General features: G+C 64.6%; 25 protein-coding genes. 13 read left to right on the plus strand and 12 right to left on the minus strand.

Features of this window, described 5'->3' with window-relative positions:
* Positions 1 to 7: 7 nt before the first annotated feature.
* The 8 genes from gloA2 to BSY17_RS03420 all read left to right on the plus strand — a co-directional run bounded on the left by gloA2 (position 8) and on the right by BSY17_RS03420 (position 8,081).
* Positions 8 to 388 carry an SMU1112c/YaeR family gloxylase I-like metalloprotein gene (gloA2, locus tag BSY17_RS03385; RefSeq protein WP_150125719.1) on the plus strand — a complete coding sequence of 127 codons (381 nt, stop codon included), beginning with the start codon at positions 8 to 10 and terminating at the stop codon, positions 386 to 388.
* A gap of 69 nt (positions 389 to 457) precedes the next feature.
* Positions 458 to 1,744: a DUF3422 domain-containing protein gene (locus BSY17_RS03390; RefSeq protein WP_069064338.1), complete on the plus strand. Its 1,287-nt coding sequence runs from the start codon at positions 458 to 460 to the stop codon at positions 1,742 to 1,744.
* Positions 1,745 to 1,818: 74 nt separating this feature from the next.
* On the plus strand, positions 1,819 to 2,928 hold the full coding sequence (locus tag BSY17_RS03395) for an S-(hydroxymethyl)glutathione dehydrogenase/class III alcohol dehydrogenase (protein WP_069064339.1): 1,110 nt from the start codon (positions 1,819 to 1,821) through the stop codon (positions 2,926 to 2,928).
* 23 nt (positions 2,929 to 2,951) lie between these two features.
* Complete coding sequence (locus BSY17_RS03400) at positions 2,952 to 3,338, plus strand: VOC family protein (protein WP_069064340.1); 387 nt, start codon at positions 2,952 to 2,954, stop codon at positions 3,336 to 3,338.
* Between the two features lie 13 nt (positions 3,339 to 3,351).
* Positions 3,352 to 4,185, plus strand: a complete 834-nt coding sequence (fghA, locus tag BSY17_RS03405; RefSeq protein ID WP_069064512.1) for an S-formylglutathione hydrolase — start codon at positions 3,352 to 3,354, stop codon at positions 4,183 to 4,185.
* Between the two features lie 49 nt (positions 4,186 to 4,234).
* The gene (locus BSY17_RS03410; protein ID WP_069064341.1) at positions 4,235 to 6,265 is read left to right on the plus strand and encodes a M3 family metallopeptidase; all 2,031 of its coding nucleotides are present in this window, start codon (positions 4,235 to 4,237) and stop codon (positions 6,263 to 6,265) included.
* Entirely contained in the window at positions 6,262 to 7,326 is a 1,065-nt protein-coding gene (locus BSY17_RS03415; protein ID WP_069064342.1) for a PLP-dependent cysteine synthase family protein, read from the plus strand. Before BSY17_RS03410 ends, BSY17_RS03415 begins: the two co-directional genes overlap by 4 nt.
* Before the next feature lie 68 nt (positions 7,327 to 7,394).
* Positions 7,395 to 8,081 carry a CDP-alcohol phosphatidyltransferase family protein gene (locus tag BSY17_RS03420; protein WP_069064343.1) on the plus strand — a complete coding sequence of 229 codons (687 nt, stop codon included), beginning with the start codon at positions 7,395 to 7,397 and terminating at the stop codon, positions 8,079 to 8,081.
* On the opposite strand, the gene maiA is transcribed toward BSY17_RS03420, so the two are convergent.
* Genes maiA through hmgA form a run of 3 tightly spaced genes read right to left on the minus strand, consistent with a single transcriptional unit; the run spans position 8,078 to position 11,297 of the window.
* Entirely contained in the window at positions 8,078 to 8,716 is a 639-nt protein-coding gene (gene maiA / locus BSY17_RS03425; protein ID WP_069064513.1) for a maleylacetoacetate isomerase, read from the minus strand. The genes BSY17_RS03420 and maiA overlap by 4 nt on opposite strands.
* 5 nt (positions 8,717 to 8,721) lie before the next feature.
* Positions 8,722 to 10,008: a fumarylacetoacetase gene (gene fahA, locus BSY17_RS03430; protein WP_069064344.1), complete on the minus strand. Its 1,287-nt coding sequence runs from the start codon at positions 10,006 to 10,008 to the stop codon at positions 8,722 to 8,724.
* On the minus strand, positions 10,005 to 11,297 hold the full coding sequence (gene hmgA / locus BSY17_RS03435; protein ID WP_069064514.1) for a homogentisate 1,2-dioxygenase: 1,293 nt from the start codon (positions 11,295 to 11,297) through the stop codon (positions 10,005 to 10,007). Before hmgA ends, fahA begins: the two co-directional genes overlap by 4 nt.
* 102 nt (positions 11,298 to 11,399) lie before the next feature.
* On the opposite strand from hmgA, the gene BSY17_RS03440 reads away from it, so the two are divergent.
* The gene (locus tag BSY17_RS03440; RefSeq protein ID WP_037473675.1) at positions 11,400 to 11,876 is read left to right on the plus strand and encodes a MarR family winged helix-turn-helix transcriptional regulator; all 477 of its coding nucleotides are present in this window, start codon (positions 11,400 to 11,402) and stop codon (positions 11,874 to 11,876) included.
* 54 nt (positions 11,877 to 11,930) lie between these two features.
* Here BSY17_RS03440 and BSY17_RS03445 read toward each other — a convergent pair whose 3' ends face one another.
* Both BSY17_RS03445 and BSY17_RS03450 read right to left on the minus strand, forming a co-directional pair.
* The gene (locus BSY17_RS03445; RefSeq protein ID WP_069064345.1) at positions 11,931 to 12,917 is read right to left on the minus strand and encodes an alpha-ketoacid dehydrogenase subunit beta; all 987 of its coding nucleotides are present in this window, start codon (positions 12,915 to 12,917) and stop codon (positions 11,931 to 11,933) included.
* Positions 12,914 to 13,909 (minus strand): thiamine pyrophosphate-dependent dehydrogenase E1 component subunit alpha, encoded by a 996-nt coding sequence (locus BSY17_RS03450; protein ID WP_037473679.1) that lies wholly within the window; start codon positions 13,907 to 13,909, stop codon positions 12,914 to 12,916. Before BSY17_RS03450 ends, BSY17_RS03445 begins: the two co-directional genes overlap by 4 nt.
* A gap of 216 nt (positions 13,910 to 14,125) precedes the next feature.
* On the opposite strand from BSY17_RS03450, the gene BSY17_RS03455 reads away from it, so the two are divergent.
* On the plus strand, positions 14,126 to 14,404 hold the full coding sequence (locus BSY17_RS03455) for a hypothetical protein (RefSeq protein WP_037473680.1): 279 nt from the start codon (positions 14,126 to 14,128) through the stop codon (positions 14,402 to 14,404).
* Here BSY17_RS03455 and BSY17_RS03460 read toward each other — a convergent pair.
* Positions 14,395 to 16,080 (minus strand): FAD-binding protein, encoded by a 1,686-nt coding sequence (locus BSY17_RS03460; RefSeq protein WP_069064346.1) that lies wholly within the window; start codon positions 16,078 to 16,080, stop codon positions 14,395 to 14,397. The genes BSY17_RS03455 and BSY17_RS03460 overlap by 10 nt on opposite strands.
* Positions 16,081 to 16,218: 138 nt before the next feature.
* Between BSY17_RS03460 and BSY17_RS03465 the strand changes: the two genes are divergently transcribed.
* Positions 16,219 to 17,019, plus strand: coding sequence for an enoyl-CoA hydratase/isomerase family protein (locus BSY17_RS03465; RefSeq protein ID WP_069064347.1), 801 nt, complete (start codon positions 16,219 to 16,221; stop codon positions 17,017 to 17,019).
* Between the two features lie 45 nt (positions 17,020 to 17,064).
* Here the strand turns inward: BSY17_RS03465 and BSY17_RS03470 are convergent, their stop codons facing one another.
* From BSY17_RS03470 to BSY17_RS03490, 5 genes are all read right to left on the minus strand, one after another.
* On the minus strand, positions 17,065 to 18,168 hold the full coding sequence (locus BSY17_RS03470; protein ID WP_069064348.1) for a Gfo/Idh/MocA family protein: 1,104 nt from the start codon (positions 18,166 to 18,168) through the stop codon (positions 17,065 to 17,067).
* A complete protein-coding gene (locus tag BSY17_RS03475) occupies positions 18,168 to 18,398 on the minus strand; it encodes a biotin/lipoyl-containing protein (protein WP_037473685.1) in 231 nt (76 codons plus the stop codon). Before BSY17_RS03475 ends, BSY17_RS03470 begins: the two co-directional genes overlap by 1 nt.
* Before the next feature lie 111 nt (positions 18,399 to 18,509).
* Positions 18,510 to 19,163: a carboxymuconolactone decarboxylase family protein gene (locus BSY17_RS03480; RefSeq protein WP_037473687.1), complete on the minus strand. Its 654-nt coding sequence runs from the start codon at positions 19,161 to 19,163 to the stop codon at positions 18,510 to 18,512.
* Between the two features lie 51 nt (positions 19,164 to 19,214).
* Entirely contained in the window at positions 19,215 to 19,517 is a 303-nt protein-coding gene (locus BSY17_RS03485) for a DUF1330 domain-containing protein (RefSeq protein WP_037473688.1), read from the minus strand.
* A gap of 15 nt (positions 19,518 to 19,532) precedes the next feature.
* Positions 19,533 to 20,867, minus strand: a complete 1,335-nt coding sequence (locus BSY17_RS03490) for an MFS transporter (RefSeq protein WP_150125703.1) — start codon at positions 20,865 to 20,867, stop codon at positions 19,533 to 19,535.
* Positions 20,868 to 21,152: 285 nt separating this feature from the next.
* On the opposite strand from BSY17_RS03490, the gene BSY17_RS03495 reads away from it, so the two are divergent.
* Both BSY17_RS03495 and BSY17_RS03500 read left to right on the plus strand, forming a co-directional pair.
* The gene (locus tag BSY17_RS03495) at positions 21,153 to 22,370 is read left to right on the plus strand and encodes an MFS transporter (protein ID WP_069064350.1); all 1,218 of its coding nucleotides are present in this window, start codon (positions 21,153 to 21,155) and stop codon (positions 22,368 to 22,370) included.
* Positions 22,367 to 23,230, plus strand: coding sequence for an SDR family NAD(P)-dependent oxidoreductase (locus tag BSY17_RS03500; protein WP_069064351.1), 864 nt, complete (start codon positions 22,367 to 22,369; stop codon positions 23,228 to 23,230). The genes BSY17_RS03495 and BSY17_RS03500 overlap by 4 nt, the downstream gene beginning before the upstream one ends.
* Here BSY17_RS03500 and BSY17_RS03505 read toward each other — a convergent pair.
* Positions 23,224 to 24,264 carry an NAD(P)H-dependent amine dehydrogenase family protein gene (locus tag BSY17_RS03505; protein WP_037476730.1) on the minus strand — a complete coding sequence of 347 codons (1,041 nt, stop codon included), beginning with the start codon at positions 24,262 to 24,264 and terminating at the stop codon, positions 23,224 to 23,226. The genes BSY17_RS03500 and BSY17_RS03505 overlap by 7 nt on opposite strands.
* Positions 24,265 to 24,266: the final 2 nt, after the last annotated feature.

Consider the following 24,266-nt stretch of genomic DNA (forward strand, 5'->3'; position numbering starts at 1 on the left):
CAGCATGCTGCGCGGCGTTCACCATATCGCGATCATCGGGTCGGACTATGCGCGCTCGCGTCGTTTCTATGTCGAGGTGCTGGGCCTGCCGGTGCTGCATGAGGTCTATCGCGAAGCGCGCGATAGCTGGAAGTGCGATCTCGACGCGGGCAATGCCCGGATCGAACTCTTCTCCTTCCCCGCGCCGCCGCCTCGCCCCTCCCGCCCCGAAGCCTGCGGCCTGCGCCATCTCTCCTTCGTGGTGCGCGACATCGACGCCGAAGTCGCGCGCCTCGCAAAGCATGATGTGGCCTGCGAGCCGATCCGCGTGGACGAATATACCGGGCAGCGTTTCACCTTCTTCAGTGACCCCGATGGCCTGCCGCTGGAGCTGTACGAAGAAGCCTGACCCTCACCGATCTTGCGTATCGCGCTTTTGTCTGACTTAATGGGCGCCAAGACTGGGGGGCGAGGCAGCATGAACGATAGCGGCGATCCATTTGCGGCCCTGCACGCGCGCAGCCACCCGCTGCGCGGTTCGCTCTCGCGGGAAATGCATGTCCGCAAAATGCCCCGGCTCCAGGCACCCGCGCGGGTCGTTCAGTTCGTCCTGCTGGTCGATGACGCGGACGTCGACGCCAGCCTGACGATCATGCGCAGCCTGCTTGCCCCGCATGAGGTTCCGTTCGATCCGACCGTCCGCTTCCTCAATTGCCAAATCGGTGCGCTGGGTTTTACCTGGGAACGGCATAGCGAGTTCATGACCTACAGCTTCCTCGCTGCTGGTGGCGGGCCGCTGTTCGACCTCACTCCCTTCGCGCAGGCAGCCCTATGGATCGGCGCGCTGCCGGGTCGGGTGATCCGCTCGACCCAGATTGCGGTGATCGCCGACGCGCCCGATGAGGCGACCATCGCCACCCATTTTGCCCAGGACGACCTCATCATCTCCGACGTGGCCGATGGGCAGGCGCGCATCTGGAGCGACTTTCGCCTCCATGCCGATGGCTTTGGCCGCCTGCTCGTTCAGGATAAGGGGTTGCAGGGGGCGGAACTGGCCCAGCTGGTCCAGCGCCTGCAGGAATTGGGCAATTATCGCAAGATCGCTTTGCTCGGCCTTCCCGAAGCGCAGGCCGCAACCCCGCTACTCACCGGCCTTGAACAGCGATTGACCGCCATCACCAGCCGCGTCGCCGAGCCGGATGCCGACGCCGATACGGTGCTGGAGGCGCTGTCGGCCCTTGCCGCCGAACTGGCGCAGATCGTCGCGCGCACCCGCTATCGCATGAGCGCGACACAGGCCTATGCCGCCATCTGCCGCGACCGCATCCGCGCCCTGGAGGTCGCGCCGGTGCGGGGCTATGGCTCGCTCGACGATTTCACCGAACGGCGGCTGCTCCCCGCGATGCGCACCTGCGACGCCTTCACCCGGCGGTTGGAGGATCTGTCGCAACGCACCGCCTGGACCAGCGCGATGCTACGCACCCGCGTCGACACCGCGCTCGCCCGCCGCAACCGCGATCTGCTGGCATCGATGGATCGGCGCACCGGGCTGCAACTGCGCCTGCAGCATACGGTCGAAGGCCTGTCGGTGGTGGCGGTCAGCTATTATACGCTGGGGTTGTGGCACTATCTCAAGGAAGCGCTGGAGCATCAGGGCGCGCATCTGCCGGGCTGGATCGACATCGCCTTGATACCAGCCATCATACTGGCCGTCTGGCTCGGCATCCGCCAACTCAAAAAGGTGAAGCGGCCAAAGACGAGCTAGAGATTTATCGATACGCCTCTTTATCATCTCCCTTACGTGGCGCTAGAAGGCGGGCAATCGCAGAGGAGTGCCATATGAAGACCCGCGCCGCCGTCGCCTTTGAAGCCAAGAAGCCGCTTGAAATCGTCGAACTGGACCTGGAAGGGCCACAGGCGGGCGAAGTGCTGGTGGAAATCATGGCGACGGGCATCTGCCATACCGACGCCTATACGCTCGACGGTTTCGACAGCGAAGGCATCTTCCCCTCCGTGCTGGGCCATGAAGGCGCGGGCATCGTGCGCGAAGTCGGCGCTGGCGTCACCAGCGTGAAGCCGGGCGATCATGTGATCCCGCTCTACACGCCTGAATGCCGCCAGTGCAAAAGCTGCCTGTCGGGCAAGACCAACCTGTGTACCGCGATCCGTGCGACGCAGGGCAAGGGGCTGATGCCCGACGGCACGACCCGCTTTTCCTATAAGGGCCAGCCCATCTTCCATTATATGGGCTGCTCGACCTTCTCCAACTTCACTGTCCTACCGGAGATTGCGGTCGCCAAGATCCGCGAGGACGCGCCGTTCGACAAGAGCTGCTATATCGGCTGCGGCGTCACCACGGGCGTCGGCGCGGTGGTAAACACCGCCAAGGTTCGCGTGGGCGACAATGTCATCGTATTCGGCTTGGGCGGCATCGGCCTGAACGTGCTGCAGGGCGCACGCATGGTGGGGGCCGACAAGATCATCGGTGTCGACATCAATCCCGACCGTGAGGCATGGGGCAAGCGCTTTGGCATGACCCATTTCGTCAATCCCAAGGAGATTGAGGGCGATATCGTCCAGCATCTGGTGGCGCTGACCGATGGCGGGGCGGACCATACGTTCGATTGCACCGGCAACACCATAGTCATGCGCCAGGCGCTGGAGGCCTGCCATCGCGGCTGGGGCGTATCGACCGTCATCGGCGTCGCCGAAGCGGGCAAGGAAATCAGCACCCGTCCGTTCCAGCTGGTGACCGGCCGCGTCTGGCAGGGCAGCGCCTTTGGCGGGGCCAAGGGCCGCACCGACGTCCCCAAGATCGTGGACTGGTATATGAACGGCAAGATCGAGATTGATCCGATGATCACCCATGTCCTGAGCCTCGAAGAGATCAACAAGGGCTTCGACCTGATGCACGCCGGGACAAGCATCCGCAGCGTCGTCATTTTCTGATATTTTGAGCGAGGAAGAACCTTATGTCCATTTTCACCCACGCCTGCGTTGGCGCCAACGATATCGCCGCATCCAAGGCTTTTTACGACGCAGCTCTCGGCGCGCTCGGCATCGATAATCTGGGCGCGATGGGCGACAAGGCATTTCTCTATGGCAAGGGCACGCCCGAATTTCTGGTGCTGACCCCGGCCAATGGCGAACCGGCCTGCCATGCCAATGGCGGTACGCTGGGCTTTGCCGCCGCCACCCGTGCGCAGGTCCGCGCCTTCCATGAAGCAGGGCTTGCCCATGGCGGCACCTGCGAAGGAGCGCCTGGTCCCCGCGCCTTCGCGCCGACGGCCTATGCCGCCTATATGCGCGACCCCACCGGCAACAAGATTTGCGCCTATTGCTACGCTGACGGCGAGTAAGGGAATGACCGGCATGGAGACGGTATCGACCAATCGCGCTTTTGGCGGGGTGCAGGGCGTCTATCGTCATGCCTCCGCCGTCTGCGGCGGCGACATGACCTTCTCGGTCTATGTCCCGCCCCATGCGCCCGGCGCGAAGCTACCAGTGGTCTGGTATCTGTCAGGGCTGACTTGCACCCATGCCAATGTCACGGAAAAGGGCGAATATCGCCGCCTCTGCGCGGAACTGGGCCTGATCTTAGTCGCGCCCGACACGTCGCCGCGCGGCGAAGCTGTGGCCGATGATCCCGATGGCGCCTATGATTTTGGGCTTGGGGCGGGCTTCTATGTCGATGCGACGCAGCCGCCCTTCGCCACCCACTATCATATTTGGTCCTATGTGACCGAAGAACTGCCTGCGCTGGTTGCGGCGCAATTCCCCGCCGACATGGACAGGCAGTCGATCATGGGCCATTCCATGGGCGGCCATGGCGCATTGACCATCGGACTGACCTTCCCCGATCGGTTCAAAGCCGTGTCCGCCTTCGCCCCGATCGTTGCCCCCTCGCAAGTGCCCTGGGGCCAGAAAGCGTTGAGCGGCTATCTCGGTGATGATCGCGCGGCCTGGCGTCGTCATGATGCGGTGGCACTGATCGAGGATGGCGCGCGGATCGCCGACCTGCTGGTGGATCAGGGAGAAGCCGATCCCTTCCTCACCGAGCAGCTCCGTCCCGACCTGCTGGACGCGGCTTGCAAGGCGGCGGGCATTCCGCTGACGCTGCGACTCCAGCCTGGCTATGACCATAGCTATTATACCATCTCGACCTTCATGGAGGATCATCTGCGCTGGCATAGCGCCCGCCTCTGACCCATGGAGCGCTTTACGGTCATGCCCCGTCCCGTGTAAGGGCAAGGGCATGACCCAAGCCAATCCCCTGCTCGACAGCCGCCTGCACCCTCAGTTTGGCGACATCCATCCCGACCATGTCCTGCCCGCCGTGGAAAGTGCGATCGCTACCCATCGCGCCGCCATGGCCCAATGTGCCCAGGCGTCGGGCTTTGCCGCCGTCTTCCTGGCCAAGGAAAGCGCCGACGCTGCCCTGTCGCGCATATGGGGCACGGTCGATCATCTGATCGGCGTGACCAACAGCCCCGAACTGCGCGCCGCCCATGGGGAAGCCCAGCCGCTGATCCACAGCTATTTTGCCGAAGTCGGGCAGGACCGGCCGCTCTATGATGCGCTCGCCGCGATCCCGACCGAAGGACTGGATGAGGCGCAAGCCCGCGCGCTGGCCCTGACGCTGCGCGGCTTCGAATTGTCCGGCGTCAGTCTGGACGGGGAAGATCGTGCTGCCTTTGCCGCCAATAGCGTCGAACAGGGACGATTGGCGACCGCGTTCGCCAATGCGGTGATGGATGCGACCGAGGCCTGGACGCTGCACCTGACCGAAGACACGCGCCTGGCGGGTGTGCCGCAGAGCGATCAGGACGCGATGGCGCGCGCCGCGCAGGCGAAGGGGCTGGACGGCTGGCTCATTGATCTTCACGCCCCGTCAGTGCGCGCAATTACCGCTTTTGCACAGGATCGCGACCTGCGCTGCACCGTCTACGAAGCCTATGGCACCCGCGCCTCTGACCAAGGACCGCAGGCAGGCCAGTTCGACAATGGCGACCGGATCGCGCAATTGCTGGCCTTGCGGCAGGATGCCGCGCGCTTGTTGGGCCATAGCGATGCGGTGGCATTGTCGCTCTCCACCAAGATGGCGCGCGATGGGGCCGAGGTTGACGCCTTCCTTGTCGATCTGGCGCAACGGGCGCGGCCGCGCGCGCAGGAGGAACTGGCCGAACTGACCGCCTTCGCCCGCGATCATCTCGCCATTGCGACCATCGAGCCATGGGATGTGGCCTATGTGACCGAGCATATGCGGCGGGCGGTGCATGCCGTGGACGAGGCGGAAATCCGCGCGCACCTGCCGCTGGCGCGGGTGCTTGACGGGCTGTTCGCCCTGGTCACCGACCTGTTCGAACTGGAGATCCGCGCCGCCGATGGCGATGCGCCGGTGTGGCATCCCGACGTGCGCTATTTCACGCTGCACCGGGCGGGCGAGGACGCGCCCGTCGCCGCGCTTTATTGCGACATGTTTGCTCGTTCCGGCAAGCGGGGCGGCGCGTGGATGGATGTGTGTCGTCCGCGCCTGCGCGAAGCGGATCGGGAGCAGATGCCGATCGCCTATCTGGTCTGCAATTTCGCCAGCGGCGGCGCGGATCGTCCGGCGCATCTTACCCATTCGGATATGGTCACGCTGTTCCACGAAATGGGCCATTGCCTCCACCATCTGTTGACGCAGGTGGACTTGCCTTCGATTGGCGGCATATCGGGCGTCGAATGGGATGCGGTGGAGCTGCCGAGCCAGTTTCTGGAGAATTTCGCCTGGGAACCCGCCATGCTGCGCCGGGTATCGGCGCATGAGACGAGCGGCGCGCCGCTGGATGAGGCAATGATCGGCCGGATGCTCGCCGCGCGCCGCTTCATGGGCGCGCTCGCTTTGCTGCGGCAGGTGGAGTTCGCTTTGTTCGACCTGCGCCTGCATCTGGCGGCGGCGCAGCCTGATGGTCCCTCCGCACAGCAAGTGCTGCAGGCAGTTCGGCAGGAAGTGGCGGTCGTCCATCCGCCGGAATGGCATCGCTTCGCCCATGGCTTCAGCCATATCTTCGCGGGCGGTTATGCGGCGGGCTATTACAGCTATTTGTGGGCCGAACGCCTGTCCGCCGATGCTTTCGAAGCCTTTGCCGACGAACGCGCCGATCGGGCCGCCTTGGGTGGCCTGTTTCGCGACCATGTGCTGGCACGCGGCGGATCGCGGCCTGCGCTCGACAATTTCGTCGGCTTCCGGGGCCGCGAGCCGGATTCAGCCGCTTTGCTGCGGGCATTAGGCCTGGCCGCATGAGTGGTGGGGTGTCGCGGGACTGGCTGGCCGAGGCGATACGGCGGATCGAGGCGGATTATAACCGCTCCGCCGACACCCACCTTATCCGCCTGCCCTTGCCACGTCACCCCGGAATCACCCTGTATCTAAAAGACGAAAGTTCGCACCCGACCGGCAGCCTCAAACATCGGCTGGCGCGCTCGCTCTTTCTCTATGCGCTGTGCAACGAATGGATCGGGCCGCAGACGACGGTGATCGAGGCCTCATCCGGCTCGACCGCCGTGTCCGAAGCCTATTTCGCCAAGATGTTGGGGCTGCGCTTTATCGCCGTGGTGCCCGCCTCCACCGCCGCACCCAAGCTCGATGCCATCCGCTTTCACGGCGGCGAGATCCATGCGGTCGATGATCCCCGCACCGTCTATGCCACGGCGCAACGGCTGGCGCAGGAAACCGGCGGTCATTATCTCGATCAGTTCACCTATGCCGAGCGGGCGACCGACTGGCGCGGCAATAATAATATCGCGCAGAGCATCTTCACCCAGATGGCGCAGGAAGAATATCCCATCCCCAGCTGGATCGTCTGCGGCGCAGGGACGGGTGGCACATCGGCGACGATCGGCCGCTTCATCCGCTACGAACGGCACTCGACCCGCCTGTGCGTCGCCGATCCCGTCAACTCGGTCTTTCATCGCCACCATGCCGACCCGTCGGTCACCACCCTGCCCGAAGGCTGTGCGGCGCGGATCGAGGGGATCGGGCGGCCCCGCGTTGAGCCGAGCTTCATCCCTTCCGTGATCGACCGGATGATCGCGGTGGAGGATGCGCAGTCGATCGGCGCGATGCATGCGCTGGCCGGGATATTGGGCCGCCGTGTCGGTGGATCGACCGGCACCAACATCTGCGCCTGCATGGCGATCGCCGATGACATGGCGCGGGCGGGCGAACAGGGGAGTATCGTCACGCTGCTATGCGACAGTGGCGATCGCTATGGCTGCACCTATTATGATGCGGGCTGGACGAACGCGCACGGCATCGACTGGCAGGCTGATGCGGCCAGTATTGTCGGGCGTATGACGGCATGAGTCGGGGTGGCGACGAACCGAAGTGACAGGAGCATTGCCGTTGTCGCCGGGTTGCCCGATAAGGCGATATGACAGACTCATTACAAAGCGGCCCCGGCACGCTTGATCGCATACAACAGAATTTTCTTGCCAAGGCCGAACGACGATTGCTGACCTGGCTATGCAGCCGGATGCCGAGCTGGGTCACGCCCGACCGCCTGACCTTCGCCGGGGTGATCGGCGCGGTCATGACCTTTGCCGGCTATGTGGCCAGCAATTGGGGTGCGACCTGGCTGATCCTCGCCATTATTGGCTATGTCGTCCAGTGGTTCGGGGATTCGATGGATGGCAGCCTGGCGCGGTTCCGGCGGATCGAGCGGCCATCCTATGGCTATTTCATCGACCATAGTTGCGACGGGCTGGTGACGCTGCTTATCCTGGCGGGGATCGGGCTTAGCCCCTTCGTGACGATGGACGTGGCGATGGTGGCGCTGGCGGGCTATCTGCTGTTGTCCATCCACGCCTATCTTTCCGCCCGCGTGCTGGGCGAGTTCAAACTCTCCTATCTGTCGGCCGGGCCGACCGAATTGCGGCTGATGCTGATCGGCCTGACCATCATGATGATGGCGCTGGGCTACGGGCCGGGCCTGTTCGGGCGCTGGTCTGGCTTCGACATCTTCGTCGGCGCGGTGGGCGGGCTGCTGATCATCCTGTTCATCGGCCAGACGCTGATCACCGGACGGCGGCTGGCGCATAAGGATGCGGGGCTGCTTTAAGCGCAGTCGGCGTCGGGCTGCCGGTCGGGATGGGCCTGGGCGACGGACGCAAGGCTCGACAGGCGGATGCCGATCGCACGGATCAGCGGGAAGGGCTGCATATCGACGCCGAAGCGATGCGCACCATAGAGTTGCGGTAGCAGGAAACAGTCGGCCAGGCCGGGTGTATCGCCGAAGGCGAAGTCGCCGCCGTGGCGGGCAATCTGTTGCTCCAGCGCGGCGAAGCCTTCGCTGATCCAATGGCCGATCCAGGCGGTGATCTGATTGGGAGTAGCCGCGAAATCGCCGCGTAGCCGGTCGAGGACGCGCAGATTGTTGAGCGGGTGAATGTCGCAGGTGACAAGCGCCGCCATGCTGCGCACTACCGCCCTGTCGAACGCCTTGACGGGCAGCAGCGGCGGATCAGGATATTGCTCGTCCAGCCATTCGATGATCGCGCCGGATTGGGTGAGGACACCGTCTGGCGTCTCCAGCGCGGGAACGAGCGCTTGCGGGTTGAGCGCGCGGAAGGACGGGGCGTGATGCGCACCGGTGCGCAGGTCGTGCGGCGTCTGGCGACAGTCCAGCCCTTTGAGCGCCAGAGCGATGCGGACCCGGTAGGCGGCGCTTGATCGCCAATAGCCGTGCAGGATCATGCCAGTCAGCCTTTCGCCGGAAGGATGCGGGCGCGGCATTCTCCAAAGCCGATCGGCACGAAGCCTTCGCGTTGCGCGGTCGCGGTGAGGACCACTTCGTCGCCATCCTCCAGGAAGGTGCGCTGTTCGCCCGATGGCAGGGTGATCGGCTCCGCGCCGCCACGGCTGATTTCGAGCAGGCTGCCATAGGCGCTGCGATCCGGGCCGGAAATGGTGCCGGTGCCGAGCAGATCGCCGGGCTGGAGGTTACAGCCGTTCGAGGCATGATGAGCGACGATCTGCGCCGGCGTCCAATACATGTTCGATGAGGGGCCGTGGCTGAGGGCGAAGTCCGGCAGCCCCTGATCGCGCATCCGGGTGGTGGACAGGGTGACGCTAAGGTCGAGCGCTAGAGCGCCGCCAGCCTGATCCCCATCGTCCCAGAGATAGGGCAAGGGCTTGGGGTCGGCGGCGTCGCGTGCTGGCTGCGCAGCGCGGAAGGGGGCTAGGGCTTCGGGTGTGATGACCCAGGGCGAGATGGTGGAATGGAAATTCTTGGCAAGGAAGGGGCCGAGCGGCACATACTCCCAGGCCTGAAAATCGCGCGCCGACCAGTCGTTGAGCAGGCAGAAGCCCGCAATATGATCGGCCGCCTGACCGATCGGGATGGGCTCGCCCAATTTATTGCCCTCGCCGATCCACAGGCCCAGTTCCAGCTCATAATCCAGACGCCGGGTCGGGCCGAAGCGGGGTTCGCTATCCTGTGGTCCCTTGGTCTGGCCGACTGGGCGGACGACTGGGATGCCGGAGGGGCGGATCGAGGAGGCGCGACCATGATAGCCGATGGGGACATATTTATAGTTGGGCAGCAGCGGATTGTCGGGGCGGAATAGCTGGCCGACATGGGTGGCGTGGTGGATGCCGACATAGAAATCGGTATAGTCGCCGATGGTTGCTGGCAGGTGGAGTTCGCAAGCCGCCATCGGGTGCAGCGCGGGTTCGACCGCTGCCTGAAACGCCAAATCGGACAGCGAAGCGGACACTGCTTTGCGTAATTCGCGCCGGAGGGCGGTGGGCAGGGCGAAGAAACTGTTGAGGCGAGTTTGGTTCAGCGCCGCCTGCAAGTTGGTCGGCAGAATGTCCATTATGGCTTTTATATCAAGGATATAGTCACCGATCGCAATGCCAGCGCGTGGACCGTCGCCGGGGGGGGAGAAGATGCCGAGCGGCAGATTCTGGATCGGGAAGGCGGCATGGCCGTTCGCGCTGGTGACCCAGCTTTGCAGGTCGGCGGCGTGGGTGTGGTCGATCATGCGGCGTCCTTGTCTGTGGGGAGCTGCGCCTTGCGGAAGCCATCCCAGCATTGGTCATAGTCGGGCTGGGCGAAGGGGGCTTGCGCGGCGAACCCGGTGGGGCAGAAGGGGAAGCGGCTTTCGAACATGAAGGCCATGGTGGCTTCGATCTTGTGCGGGGCCAAGGCGGCGGTGATGCCCGTTTCATAGCTGGCGCGGTCGGGGCCGTGGCTCGCCATCTGATTGTGCAGCGATGCGCCGCCGGGGGCGAAGCCGCCTGCCTTTGCGTCATAGGCTCCTGTTATCAGGCCCATAAATTCGCTCATGATGTTGCGGTGGAACCAAGGTGGGCGGAATGTGCCCTCCGCGACCATCCAGCGCGGCGGGAAGATGACGAAGTCGCAATTGGCGGTGCCGGGCGTATCGCTGGGGCTGGTCAGGACGGTGAAGATGGACGGGTCGGGATGATCGAAGCTGACCGTGTTGATCGTGTTGAAGCGGCGCAGGTCATAGCGGCAGGGCGCGAGATTGCCGTGCCAGGCGGCGACATCGAACGGACTGTGCGGCAGGCGGGTGGACCAAAGCTGACCCTGGAATTTCTGGATGAGATCGACCGGCGCGTCGACATCCTCGAACCAGGCGACGGGCGTTTCGAAATCGCGCGGATTGGCGAGGCCGTTCGAGCCGATTGGGCCGAGGTCGGGCAAGCGGAAGGCCGCGCCGTAATTTTCGCAGACATAGCCGCGCGCGACCGGGCCCAGCAATTCGACGCGGAAGCGCAGGCCGCGCGGGATCAGAGCGATCTGGAGCGGGGCGACGTCGAAACGGCCGAGTTCGGTGATCAGGCGGATGGCCCCTTCCTGTGGCACGAACAGCATTTCGCCGTCCGCGTTGAAGTAGGCACGACCCTGCATCGAGCGGTTGCAGGCGTAGAGATGCACGCCCTGCCCCATGCCCGCCGCGACATCGCCATTGCCGCAATAGGTGACGAGGCCGTCGAGGAAATCGGTAGGATCGGTCGGGATCGGTAGCGGGTCCCAGCGCAGGCGGTTGGGGGATGGTGGCAGGTCGGTGAAGGGCGCGGAACGAAATTGGCCAGGCCCTTGCCAGGGGCGATAGGCACCATGCTGCGCCGTCGGGCGCAGGCGGTAGAGCCAGCTACGGCGGTTCTCGGCGCGAGGGGCGGTGAAGGCGGTTCCTGATAGCTGTTCGGCATAGAGGCCAAAGGGCACTTTCTGCGGCGAGTTGCAGCCGACCGGCAGCGCGCCTGGCACGGCCTGCGTCGCGAAATGATTGGCAAAGCCGGTCATCATATTGTCGCTGGCGCGCATTGCCCTGCCCTCTCCGGCCGATAGTTTCCTTTGCAACCATCATAGGCCTTGCCGAACTGGTGTCAAATGTTACTATCTGCCATGTCCGCCGCTACGCTCACGCTCGATCATTTCCTGCCCTATCGCCTGTCCTTCACCGCCAATCTGGTGAGCGACGCGGTGGCGAGTGCCTATCAGACGCTGTTCGGGCTCCGCATTCCCGAATGGCGGGTGATTGCGGTGACGGCCGAGAGCGTGGACGGAATCACCCAGCAGGCGATCGGCATCCGCACGCGCATGGACAAGGTGACGGTGAGCCGCGCGGCCAAGAGCCTGATCGCGCGCGACCTGATCACGCGCAGGCCTAACTCCGCCGATCAGCGATCGCATCTGTTGGTGCTGACGAGCGAGGGACGCGCTTTATATGAGGCGGTGGTGCCTAAGGCGCTAGAGTTGGAGCAGCAGATTTTCAGCCGCTTCGCCAAGACCGAGCTGGACCAGTTCGCGGCGATGTTGCGCGATATCGATGGAATCGTGCTGGCGTCCGGCCTGTCGGACGGTGTCTCAACGGGCGATTGACGGGGCGGTATAAGAATGGGGGCCGGTCCTTTGTGGATCGGCCCCCTGTTTGGGTCAGGCCATCAAGGCCTTCACCGTTTCGACCACCCGATCGGGCGAGACGATATAGGCGTCTTCCAGCACCTTGGCGAAGGGCACCGGCGAATAGGGCGCGCCAAGGCGGCGGACCGGGGCTTTGAGCTGACCGAACAATTCTTCGGCAATGGTCGAGGCGATTTCGCCGCCGGGGCCGAAATGGCGTACCGCTTCATGGGCGATCACCGCGCGACCCGTCTTGGCGACGGAGGCCAGCACGGCTTCCTTGTCCCAGGGCGATACGGTGCGCAGGTCGATCAGTTCGACCGAAATGCCCGCCTCTGCCAAGGGGGCGAGCGCCTGCTGGCAGCGGATGACCTGCGAGGACCAGGAGACGATGGTGACGTCGGTCCCTTCCTGCACGATCCGCGCCTTGCCGAGCGGAACGGGCACTATCACATCGGGCACTTCGGCAGGGATGAACAGCGATCCGGCCGATTCGATGAAGATGCAGGGGTCCGGGTCTTGGATGCAGGACAGGAGCAATCCTGCATAGTCGACCGGGTTGGACGGCGCGACCACCTTGATCCCCGCCGTATGCGCGAACCAGCCTTCGAGATGATCGGCATGTTGGCCCGCCGTCTGCCAGCCGGCACCCGTCAGCGTGCGGATGGTGATCGGCACCGTGCTTTGCCCACCCGACATGAAGCGCAGCTTGGCGGCATGGTTGAAGATCATGTCCATGGCGACGGCGGTGAAATTCATCAGCATGATTTCGGCGACGGGCTTGTAGCCCGCCAGCGCCGCGCCGATGGCCGCACCGATGATGGCCTGTTCGGAAATGGGCGTGGATTTGACGCGATCGTCGCCGAATTTGGTCGACAGGCCTGTGGTCGCGCCGGTGACGCCGCCACCTTCGCGGTCGGCGATATCCTCGCCCAGTACGATAACCTTGTCATCTTCGGTCATGGCCTGGTGCAGGGCTGCATTCACGGCCTGGAGGCTGTTCATCTTCTTGGCGCTCATGCCGGGATCTCCTGCGCAAAGACATCGCGACGCAATTCGTCCACCGAGGGCAAGGGACTGGCGAGGCCGAATTCCTGTGCGTCTTCGATCTCGGCTTCGATCGTCGCCTGCATTGTGGCCAGCGTCTCTTCGGTCGCATGGCCCTGTTCGATCAGCCAGGCCTTGAAGGCGGGCAGCGGGTCTTTTTCGATCGCGGCAGCCTTTTCTTCCTTGGTCATATATTTATCGTCGTCGCCCAGCACATGGCCGTGGAAGCGGAACGTCTTGCATTCCAGCAGGGTCGGACCTTCGCCATCGCGCGCGCGGGTGATGGCATCATGGGCGGCGGCGAACATGGCGAGCGGGTCGTTGCCGTCAACCGTATAGCCCGGCATTCCATAGCCGATCGCGCGCTTGGCGATGAAGTCGACCGAGGTGCCGTTCTCATAGCGTGTATGTTCGGCGAAGCCGTTATTCTGGCACACGAAGATCACCGGCAGCTTCCAGACCGAGGCGAGGTTGAGCGATTCATGGAAAGCGCCGATGTTGGAAGCGCCGTCACCGAAATAGGCGATGGTCACGCGCCGCGACCCATCCAGCTTTGCCGCCCAGGCGAGGCCATTGGCGATCGGCATGGAGGAGCCGACGATGCCGGTCGTGACCATGACGCCGCTTTCGGGGTGGGTAAGGTGCATCGGCCCGCCCTTCCCCTTGCAGGTGCCATCGACACGTCCGGCGATTTCGGCCCAGAGCGGGCGCAGCGGCATGTCCTTGGCCACCATGTCGTGGATGCCGCGATAGATGGTGCAGATCTTGTCATCGTCCGTCATCAGCGATGAGAGCGTGGCGGGGATGACTTCCTGCCCGCGCGCGGAATAATAGGGCATGACGAGCCGCCCAAGCCGGATGGTCTTGCGGATGGCGTCATCATTGCGTTCGATGCGGATCATGCGCCGGTAGATGTCTACCAGCTGGTCCGGGGTCGGCGCCGGGGCGTTGCTCAGCTCTGCCATAAAGTCCTCAGATGGCCAATGGGATGCCCCTGCATTGGCCGTTGCGGGGCGAGGGTCAACTCGCCGGGGCGATATGTCGATGCGGGCGGGGATCAAGGCCCGGAAGGCGGCGTTGATGCCCTGAAACACACCGCCAATTCGCCCCGCCGATATGCGCACGCTGCCCTTTGCGCGGCGCGCGGGGGCGTTCATGCTCGACGGGAAAGGAAGGATTTTATGACCAAGGACACACGCGACATCAGCGAGCGGACGGACCGGGTGCTGCAATTGGAGGCCGAACTGGAGGCCGAGGGCGCAGCGACGACGCAAGGGGAGGAATTGGACCATGCGCGCGCGATGCTGCACCAATGGGTGGACAGCGTGGTGGCAGTGGTATCCTCACCAGGCGTGGGGCGGGTGTCGCTGATCCATGCCGATGGCGGCGAATCGCGTATTTCTTCGCCTGCCCTGCCCTATCTTCTGTCCCGACCGGCGCGCTTTACCGATCAGGGCTGATTATCGAGCCCTACGGCGTGGCGGGCGGCGATATAGCCGAACACCAGGGAAGGACCGATGCTGGCCCCCGCGCCGACATAGACATTGCCCATGACCGATGCCGTGGTGGTGCCGGTGGCATAGAGCCCGGCGATCACCTGGCCGTCGGCATTGACCACGCGGCCACGCGCATCGGTGACGACGCCGCCATAGGTGCTGACATCGCCGGGCACCACGGGGACAGCGTAAAACGGCCCCTTGTCGATCGCGCCGAGGGCGCTTTGGTCGGAAAAGGGATCGCCGACGAAGCCGCAATTATCATAGGCGCGGGCACCGCGCTGAAAATCCTCGTCCACGCCCTTGGCGACAAAGCCGTTCCAGCGGGCGACGGTGGCGGTCAATGTAGCGGGATCGACCTTGATGCTGGTGGCAAGGTCAGCGATCGTGTCGGCGGTGTGGAGATAGCCGCTTTCGATCCAGCCATCGGGGATTTTCTTGTCGATGAACTTACCCGCGATGGCGTATAATTCGACATAGTTGCGGTCGACGATCGCCCAACTGGGGATGGCGGGGACCAGCGCGTTCCGCTTGCGCATGGTTTCGCAATAAAGTTCGTAGCTGCCGCCCTCGTTCATGTAGCGCTGGCCTCTCTGGTCCACCAATATGGCGTGGGGCTTGCCGGTCATCGATTGCGCGCCTGGTGCGACATAGGTTTGATCCCAACCGGGCGCAGGCGTCATCTGATAGCCGACCAACTGGTCCATCTGCGCCAAATGACCGCCGATCCGCTCCAGTTCCTGGTGCATGTCGCCGGTGTCCCCTTCGGGCGTCTGCGACCATTGGACGCTGGTGCCGGGGATATAGCGATCGCGCATAGCCTGATTTTGCGAGAAGCCGCCCGCATTGATGAGGACGCCCAAGCGCGCGCCGATCCGCCAGGGCTTGCCGTCCCGCACCGTTTCGACGCCTGTCGCGGCGTCATCGGCGATGATGATCTGGCGGGCGGGTGCGTTCAGCCTTATGTCCACGCCGGCGGCCAGGGCAGCCTTGAGCATGCGGCCCTGCAGCGCTGCGCCGGCGGTGGTATAATGGCGTCCTAGCAGCTTGTCCCGCAATGTCCGGCCGATGATGCGCAGCAGCATTTTGCCCGACGCCTTGTTGGTACGGCGATGGCCCTGCGCCTCCATTCCTTCGACCAAAGTGACGTTGAATTCGGCGAAACCCTTGCGCAGCTTGTCGCGCCATGGCCCCAATTCCTTGCGGTCGAAGGGCTTGGCGACGACCGTGCGTGAGGTTTTGCAGCCGCCGGGCAGTTCGTCATAATAATCGGGCCAGAAGGTCGCGCCGCGTTGCAGGGCGACGCCCTTGTCGACCAGGAAATCGATCGCGCGCGGCGCTTGCGTGACATAGGCGCGCCGCTTTGCGGACGAGGTGCCGGGGGCGGGATGCTCGTCCTGCGTGGCGTCGAGATAGGCCATGGCTGCCTCGGCGCTGTCGCTTTCGCCATCGGCCAGCATGAAACGGTTGGCTGGAATCCACATCACGCCGCCCGACTTGGCCGTCGTGCCGCCGACGAAGGCGGTCTTTTCGAGGATGACGACCGATTTTCCGGTGTCGCGCATGACCAGCGCCGAAGCCATCGACCCTGCGCCGCTGCCGACGACGAGCCAGTCGACCATTTCGTCAAATCCGGTCATGCTATGCGCTCTCCTCTGCTTATGGCGCAGGCTATATCGGTTATGCGGCCGGCCGCCACGCCAGCCCTGCGCTTATCGCCGGGGCGACGTTGGCGGCGGCGCGGCGCGTGATATGGGGAGCGTCGAGGAGACCGAGCGATGACCCAGATGCTGCCCGCCTATGAGACGATCCTGCTGGAGCGACGCGGGCGGTTGCTGGTGGTGACGCTCAACCGGCCCGACGCGATGAACGCGGTCAATCGCGTGCTGCATGACGAATTGCCCGATGCGCTGACCTTTGCCGGGACCGATCCCGATTCCGACGTGGTGCTGCTGACCGGCGCGGGGCGGGCCTTTTCGGCGGGGGGCGACATCGACCATATGGCGCATAATGCCGCGAACCCGCACCTGTTCGACCATGAGGCGCGGCAGGCCAAGCGGATCGTCTTTGCGATGCTGGACATCGAAAAGTCGGTCGTCTGCCGGATGAACGGGCATGCGGTGGGGCTGGGCGCGTCGATCGCGCTGCTGTGCGATGTGATCTTTGCGGCGGAGGGCGCGAAGATCGGCGATCCGCATGTGGGCATTGGCCTAGTCGCCGGGGATGGCGGCGCGGTCGTGTGGGCGCAGCGGATTGGCCTCGCCAAGGCCAAGGAATATCTGCTGACCGGTGAACTGCTGAGCGCGCGAAAAGCGGCGGAGATCGGGCTGATCAACCACTGCGTTGCGCCGGAGGCACTGGACGCGGCGGTCGATGGCTTTTGCGCGAAGCTGCTGGCGGGCGCGCCGAATGCGATCCGCTGGACCAAGATATTGACCAATATCGAACTCAAGCGAATTGCGGGCGCGGTGATGGAGGCAGGGATCGCCTATGAGTCGCTGAGCGTGCGGAGCGCCGATCATCGCGAGGGGATTGCCGCGCTCAGGGAGAAGCGCGCGCCGCGCTTTACCGGACGATAAGGCGGCGCGGGCGTTTCTCGACTTCGCTCGAAACGAACGGAGAGGTTAAGTCACGTCCGCCAGCCATACCCAACAGCGTGCCTCGCTCGACAGGCGGATGGCTTCCTGCAGACGCTCTACCTCCAGCGCTTCGGCAAAGTCCGGGGCGGCGTTGCCATGGCCCTCGATCGCTTCGACCATGGCCTGCATCGAGAGCGCCATGGGGAAGCTTGGCTGGGGCTCGCTCTGCCAGTCGAGCGTGATGCCGGGTGCCGCCTTGAAGGCATCGGGAATCGCGATCTCCGCCATCGCCCCGCCCAATTGTCCGGCGCGCAACGTGCAGTCGCGCGCGGTCGGGAAGGTCGGCGACGACACGGCAATCCGGCCCTTGTCGCCGAAGACGTCGATCAACCAGCCATCGTGCAGCGCCATGGACCAGCTGATCTGCATCTGCATGGTGAGGCCGCTTTCGAAGCGCAGAATGACATTGGCGAAATCGGTGGTGTCGGGCGTGATGGTGTCGCCATCCGCGAAACGCCATTCGCGCAGGATCTGGCTGTCGTCGGCGACCAGTTCGGCGATCGGGCCGAACAGATGGCGCAGCATGTAGAGCGCATGGCTGCCATTGTTGCGGATGGCCGACACCCCCTGCCCGCCTTGCGCGAACCAATTATAGGGGAATTGCTTGATCGGGCTGTTGAACAGCGAGATGTTGAAATGGCAGGTGCCGCCGAGCGGTGTGCCGACATAGCTATCGTCGAGCATCGCCTTCATCTGGCGGTGAGCGGGCAGCCATTGGGAGAAAGCATCGACCACACCGACGCTGCCGCCCGCGCGCCACGCCGCGTCGATCGCTTTGGCGCCTGCCCAGTCGGGGGCATGGGGGCTGGCATTATAGACATGTTTGCCATGGGCCAGCGCGGCCAGCACCATCGGCAGGCGCACCGAGGGCCGGGTGCCGAGATCGACAATGTCGATGTCCGGGTCGGCGCACATCTCCTGCGCGTTCCAGAAGGCGCGCGGCAGGCCCAGCCGGTCGGCCGCAGCGCGCGCCGTTTCCTCGCGCGAGGTGCAGATGGCCGTCACCTCGACGCCGGGAATGGCGCGCCAGGCGGGAAGATGGGCGAAGGCGCCCCAAGCGGCGCTGACGATGCCGACGCGCAGGGTCATTATTCGATCGTGCCCAATATGGTGCCGACTTCATAGGTTTCGCCGGGCTGGGCGACGATGCGCAACGTACCGCTGGCGGGCGATTCCACTTCATTGGCCGACTTGTCGGCTTCGAGCAGATAGAGCGGCTGGCCTTCGGTCACTTGCGCGCCGTCTTCGGCGAGCCATTCGGCGATCTGGGCCTCGGTCATCGAAAAGCCGATCTTGGGCAGCAATATGTCGGTCGCCATGGGTCTTGTCCTTCGTGAAGATCTGGCGCTGGTCATGCCCGCTGGGGCAGGCGCGCGGCAATGCGCAACAGGGCGTGCCGCCCCGATATCGTTGCCGCGATAGTGCCCGCGTCAATAGCCGCGGCTGTCGGTCCAATCCTCGGTCTCGCCGGGCTTGTAGGTCTTGCCGGGTATCTTGCCCGATGCGCTCTTGAGGTCGAAGCCGATCGGGTCCGCACCCCCTTCGATGCCGACGCCAAAGGCGGACAAGGCCCAACTGGTCATGACATAATGGCCGATCGAAAAGACCAGATCCATCTGCTGCTTCTTGTCGAAATGACGGCCAAGCACGGCCCATGTCGCATCGCTGATCGTGCCGTCGGCGATCAGTTCATCGACCGATCGCAGGACGGCCTCATCGGCTTCGTTCCAATCGCCGCCTGTGGGATAATCACGGATCGCGGCGATATCGTCCAGCGTCAGCCCGGCGTTGAGGCCATAGCCGACATGATTATGCCATTCATAAGCGGACTTCACCTTCCAGGCGACGCGCAGGATGAGCAATTCCAGATGGCGCGTCGAGAGCGTGTTCGACATCAACAGATGCTTGCCCCAGATATTATAGACTTTGCCCAGATCAGGGTGGTTAGCCATAACCATCAGGACATTGGTCTTGGAGCCTTCTTCCCACGCATTGGGCTCGCCCCAATAGGCAAAGACTTCGCGGGCGTCGTCCGTCCATTCCGCGCGGGGTAGTGGCAGGATGCGGGGCTTGATGTCGGTCATGGCTGGATACCTCCTTGGGTTTGGCATCTGCGGGGTGGGAGCGGCGATCGGCTAGAGTCCCTCGACCAGCAGGGCACGATAGGTTGCGCCCTTTTGCCGCAAGGCCTTGGCCTCCTGATATTCCGGGCTGTCGTACCAGGCGCGGGCCTGGGCGGCGTCGGGGAATTGCAGGATGATGATGCCATCGGGTGCTTCGCCCTCCAGCGTGTCGAGCGCGCCGTAGACGGCGAGCGGCCTAAGCCCATAGTCGGCGACGAAGCGCCCCGCCTGGGCACGGTTCATGGCGCTATAGGCATCCATCGCCGCCTGATCGTGGATCGGCCCTTCGCGGGTGAAGATCATATAAGCGGGCATTGTGCGTCTCCTGTTTCAATGCGGCGCGTGGATGATGGCCGCCCCGTTCCAGCCGCCCGCGGCCGCGAAATCGGTGCGGCAGGAGCGGCTGGCGATCCAGGCGAGGAAGGTGCTGGGAATGCCGACCAGCAGCGCCCAGCGCATCGCCATGCCGAGCGAATCCTCGCCGTAGATCGGCCGCAACATGTCGCTCAGCCAGCCAACCAGCACAGGGCCGCCGCCAAGGCCAATGACCTGGATCGACACCATCAGCACGGCAATGGCGGTCGCGCGCGAGCGGGACGGGACAAGGCCCGCGACCACGGCCATCAACGGCGCGGCGGACAGGCCGCCGATCAGCATGTTGAGGCCATAGAGCGGGAACACGCGGTCGGCCGAGCCGGTAAGGATCATCCAGCCGATGCCGGTGGCGAGCGCGCCGCTGATCATCAGCATCCAGACATACCAACGCATGTCGCGACGCCCAAGAAAGTCCGCCAGGGGACCGCCGACCGTATGGCCGATCGCCGAACCGAAGAAGAGCGCGCCGCCCATCTGCAACCCGGCTTCATTGGCGGGCATGCCGTGCGTGCGCTCCATGAAGGCCGGTGCCCAGCTGATGAAGCCCATGGTCAGCAGCGCATTGAGCGAGGCTGCCAGAATGAGCGGCGGCAATGTCCGGATCGCCATCAGTTCACGCGCAGTCTTGAGGAAGGAAGGCGTCGCGCCCGTTTCGACCGGCGCGCCATCGGCGAGGCCAGCACGGGTGTCGCGCAGGGTGAACCAGACGATGGGTGCCAGGATGAAGCCGGGGATGCTGGCGAAGATCAGCGTGTTGCGCCAGCCATATTCCTGCACCGCCCAGCCGCCGACGGCGGGGCCGAGAAACGTGCCGAGCGACGCGCCGAGCAGGAAGATGGAAAGCGCGGTGGCGCGCTGACGAATGGGAAAGAGGTCGGCGATCCAGGCCTGGGACGGCGGAGTGAAGCCGCCTTCGCCAAGGCCGATCCCGGCGCGGCCGATCAGCAGCACCCAGAAGCTTTTGGCCATGCCGCACAGGATGATCGCCGTGCTCCAGACGGTGGCGGCGATCGCGACGATCTTACGCTTGGACCAGCGATCGGCGAGGCGCGCCAGCGGAATGATCGCCAGGATGTAGACGATGGCGATGATCATATCCTTGACCATGCCGATCGCAGCGTCCGAAAGGCCGAGTTCGCGGCGGATCGGTTCGACCATCACCACCATCAGATAGCGTTCGCCCTGCACCGAAGCGGATACCAGCACCATGATGAAGAGGAACCAGGACCGATAGGCCATGCTCGGCAAGGCCTCCGTCGGCGCTGGCGGGCGCAGTTCGATGTCGGCCATGGAGTAGCTTGCCTCTCTCATTGCTCTGGGGCCGTTCGTTCCGGGCGGCGCCTTTCGCCGCGCGATGGCGGTCGGACATGCGGGATGTGCGGCACGTTCGCCCGTGCGGGCAATGGCGCGATGCGAAGGATCGCTTGCGCGATGGCGGCGGGCTGGATCATGCCATTCTGTACCCCCGTTACGCGATAGCGCCGGGGCGATTTGCGCCGTGCCAGCGGACATGGCAGCCAGGCGGCCCCGCCTCCGCTTCCACAGCGGCAGGCCATGAGACTATAGGAGGCGAGGATGGGATCGGCCTATTGGGGCGAATTTCGGACGCATTGGCGACCGTTGCTTGCCGCGACCATGGGACTGGGCTTTGGTATCGGCCTGTCCGCCTATACGATGAGCCTGTTCGCGCCCAAGCTGATCGCCGAGTTCGGCTGGCCAAGGTCGCAATTCGCGTTGCTGGGCAGCATGGGGCTGTTGATGCTGATCGCGCAGCCGATCACCGGGCGGCTGACCGATCGCTTCGGGGTGCGGGCGGTGTCGACGGTGGGCGTACTGGCAGGGCCAAGCGCCTATATCGCCTTTGCAATGCAGCCAGGCAGCATTCGCGCCTTCTTCGCCATTGCGGTGTTGCAGATCGTCGTCGGCACGCTGACCACCTCGCCAGTCTATACCCGCATCGTGGCGGAACGGTTCGAAAGGGCGCGGGGGCTGGCTTTCTCCATCGTCATGACCGGGCCGCCGCTGGTCGGCGCGGTCCTCGCACCGTTGCTCGGCCGGTTCATCGAAAGCGAGGGATGGCGCAACGGCTATCTGTTGATGGGCGGGATAACCATGGCGTTCGGCCTGATCGCGGTGGCCATGACGCCGCCGCATATCGGCACCCGCCCGGACGAGGATGTGCCGGTCGAATCCAAGGCAGGCTATGGCGTGATTGTGCGCAATCCCGCCTTCTGGGTGTTGATCATCGGCATGATTTTGGTGAATTTTCCGCAAGGATTGGTGTCGGCGCAAATGAAATTGATGTTGATGGACAGCGGGGCGCAGTCGCAGACCGCGACCTGGCTGATTTCCATCTATGCGGTGGGCGTCATGGTCGGTCGCTTTGCCTGTGGCCTGTCGCTCGACCGGATGCAACCGCACCATGTTGCCGCGCTGACCCTGTCGATGCCGGCGATCGGCATGATGCTGATGGCATCGCCCTTCGACGCGACCATCGTGCTGGCGCTGTCGGTGGCGATGATGGGACTGGCGCAAGGGGCGGAGGGCGATGTGGCCGCCTATCTGGTGTCACGGCGCTTTGGCCTCAATGTCTTCAGCTTGGTGATGGGGCTGGTCGGCGCATCGATTGCGGGGGGTGCGGCGCTGGGGTCGCTGACGCTCAGCTATACGCTGGGGCTATGGGGCAGCTATGCGCCGTTTCTGGTTATCGGTGCCTGCGTCACCTTGGTCGGGGCGCTGCTGTTCCTGACGCTGGGCCATGGTTCCCGCAAGATGGAGGTCGCGCGCGCATGACGAATCGGCAGAAGATAGCGGTCGTGACTGGCGCGAGTGCGGGTATCGGCAGGGCGGCGGCGGGTGCGTTGCTGCAACAGGGGTGGCGGGTGATCGGCGTCGGACGCGACGCCGGGCGATGCGCCGCGGCGGAAGCCGCGTTGTCCACCCTGCCCGGCGCGGATTTCACCATGATCCGGGCGGACATGGCGCTAATGGGCGAGACGGCGCGGGCGGCGGCGGAGATTGCTGCGCTGGCCCCGGCGATCGACGTGCTGCTCAACAATGCAGGCGGGGTGATGGCGGAACGGGTTATCACCGAGGAGGGGCATGAGGCGACCTTTGCGTCCAATCACCTCGCGCCCTTTCTGCTGACGCGGACATTGCTGCCCCATCTGATAGCGGCCGCCGCGCAATCGGAACCCGGCAGCGTGCGCGTGGTGGCGGTATCGTCCACGGGCCATGAACATTGCGATGGCATTCGTTGGGACGATCTGACCTTTGCCGAGGGTTTCGTGGGGGGAGCCGCCTATTGCCATGCCAAGCTCGCCAACATCCTGTTCATCCGCGAACTGGCGCGGCGGCTGGCGGGGAGCGGGATCGTGGCGCATGCGATGCATCCGGGGGTTGTGGCGAGCAATTTCGCCAGCCACTGCGACGCGCCGATGCGTGCCTATATGGAGTCGATCGCCGAGCAGGCGCTGACGCCTGAGCAAGCCGCCGATACGTTGGTGTGGCTGGCGAGCGCGCCTGAACCGGGGCGGTCGAGCGGCGGCTATTTCCATAAGCGCGAGGCCGTGCCCTGTTCGGCGGCGGCGCAGGATGATGCGGCCGCCGCCCGACTGTGGCAGGTGAGCGAGGCGATGGTCGCAGGCTACTGAAAGCGGGCGATGACCTGCGGCAGATCGGCGGTGGTGCGGATGCCGGGTGGCGCTTGGCAGAGGGCAGCGACGGCATTGACCGCGCGATGGGCGGTGAGGCCGGGCGTGAAGGCGGCATAATCCTCCTGCGCGACCGGAAAGCTGATCGCGACATCAAGCGGCGTGTCGCCTTCCACCCGGATGCGCCAGCCCGACGGGCGCAGTTCCCAGTCGGTGCGATCGATCCGGTCGCTGCAATACCAGTTGGCGCGGAAGCGCAGCATGGGTTGGCCATGGCGCATACCGGATATGGTGATGCGTTGGGCAGCGACCGTGCCCGCATCGATGGTTCCGGCGGCGATGGTGATGGCCTGGGTGGCCACGCCCATTTCGCCGATCGCATCCCATTGGTCGATGGCGATTCCGGCAGCGTCGGCCAGTTGGGCGAGCGATCCGGCGAAATCGCCCTTCACATGGTCGATCTGGCGTGGATCGAAGGCGCGTGGGGCGCGGCCGAAGCCCATCACGCCGAACAAGAGGTCGGGCGAGGCGCGGCTGGACAGATCGGCATATTCGTCGATCGTCAGGCGATCGAGCCGCCGCGAGAGCGAGAGGAGCGGGATGGGCAGCGCTTCGGTGATGAAACCGGGGCTGGAGCCAGTGCTGTAGATCGACGTGCCGCCCGCTTGGCAGGCGGCGTCTATTCTCTCGCGTGTGGCAGCGTCCATGGACGGGGGGTGGTGGAAGTCGCCGCGGGTCGTCACGACATTCTTGCCGGATGCCAGCAGGCGGCATAATTCGTCGATGTCGGTTCCCTGGCGCATGTAGAGGACGCAGTCAGCCTCCATTGCGACCAGATCATCGACCGACCTGGTGGCGATGATGCCGCAAGGGTCCAGCCCGGCGATCACGCCTGCATCCTGGCCCCGCTTGGCATCGGAACTGACCCACAGGCCGACGAGGTCGAGCGCGGGATGCTCGATCACGGTGCGGAGCGCGCGGGTGCCGACATTGCCGGTCGCCCATTGGATCACCCGATATCGTCTGTCGTTCATCG

The organism is Sphingobium sp. RAC03 (assembly GCF_001713415.1).
In the GTDB taxonomy this organism is placed as follows: domain Bacteria; phylum Pseudomonadota; class Alphaproteobacteria; order Sphingomonadales; family Sphingomonadaceae; genus Sphingobium.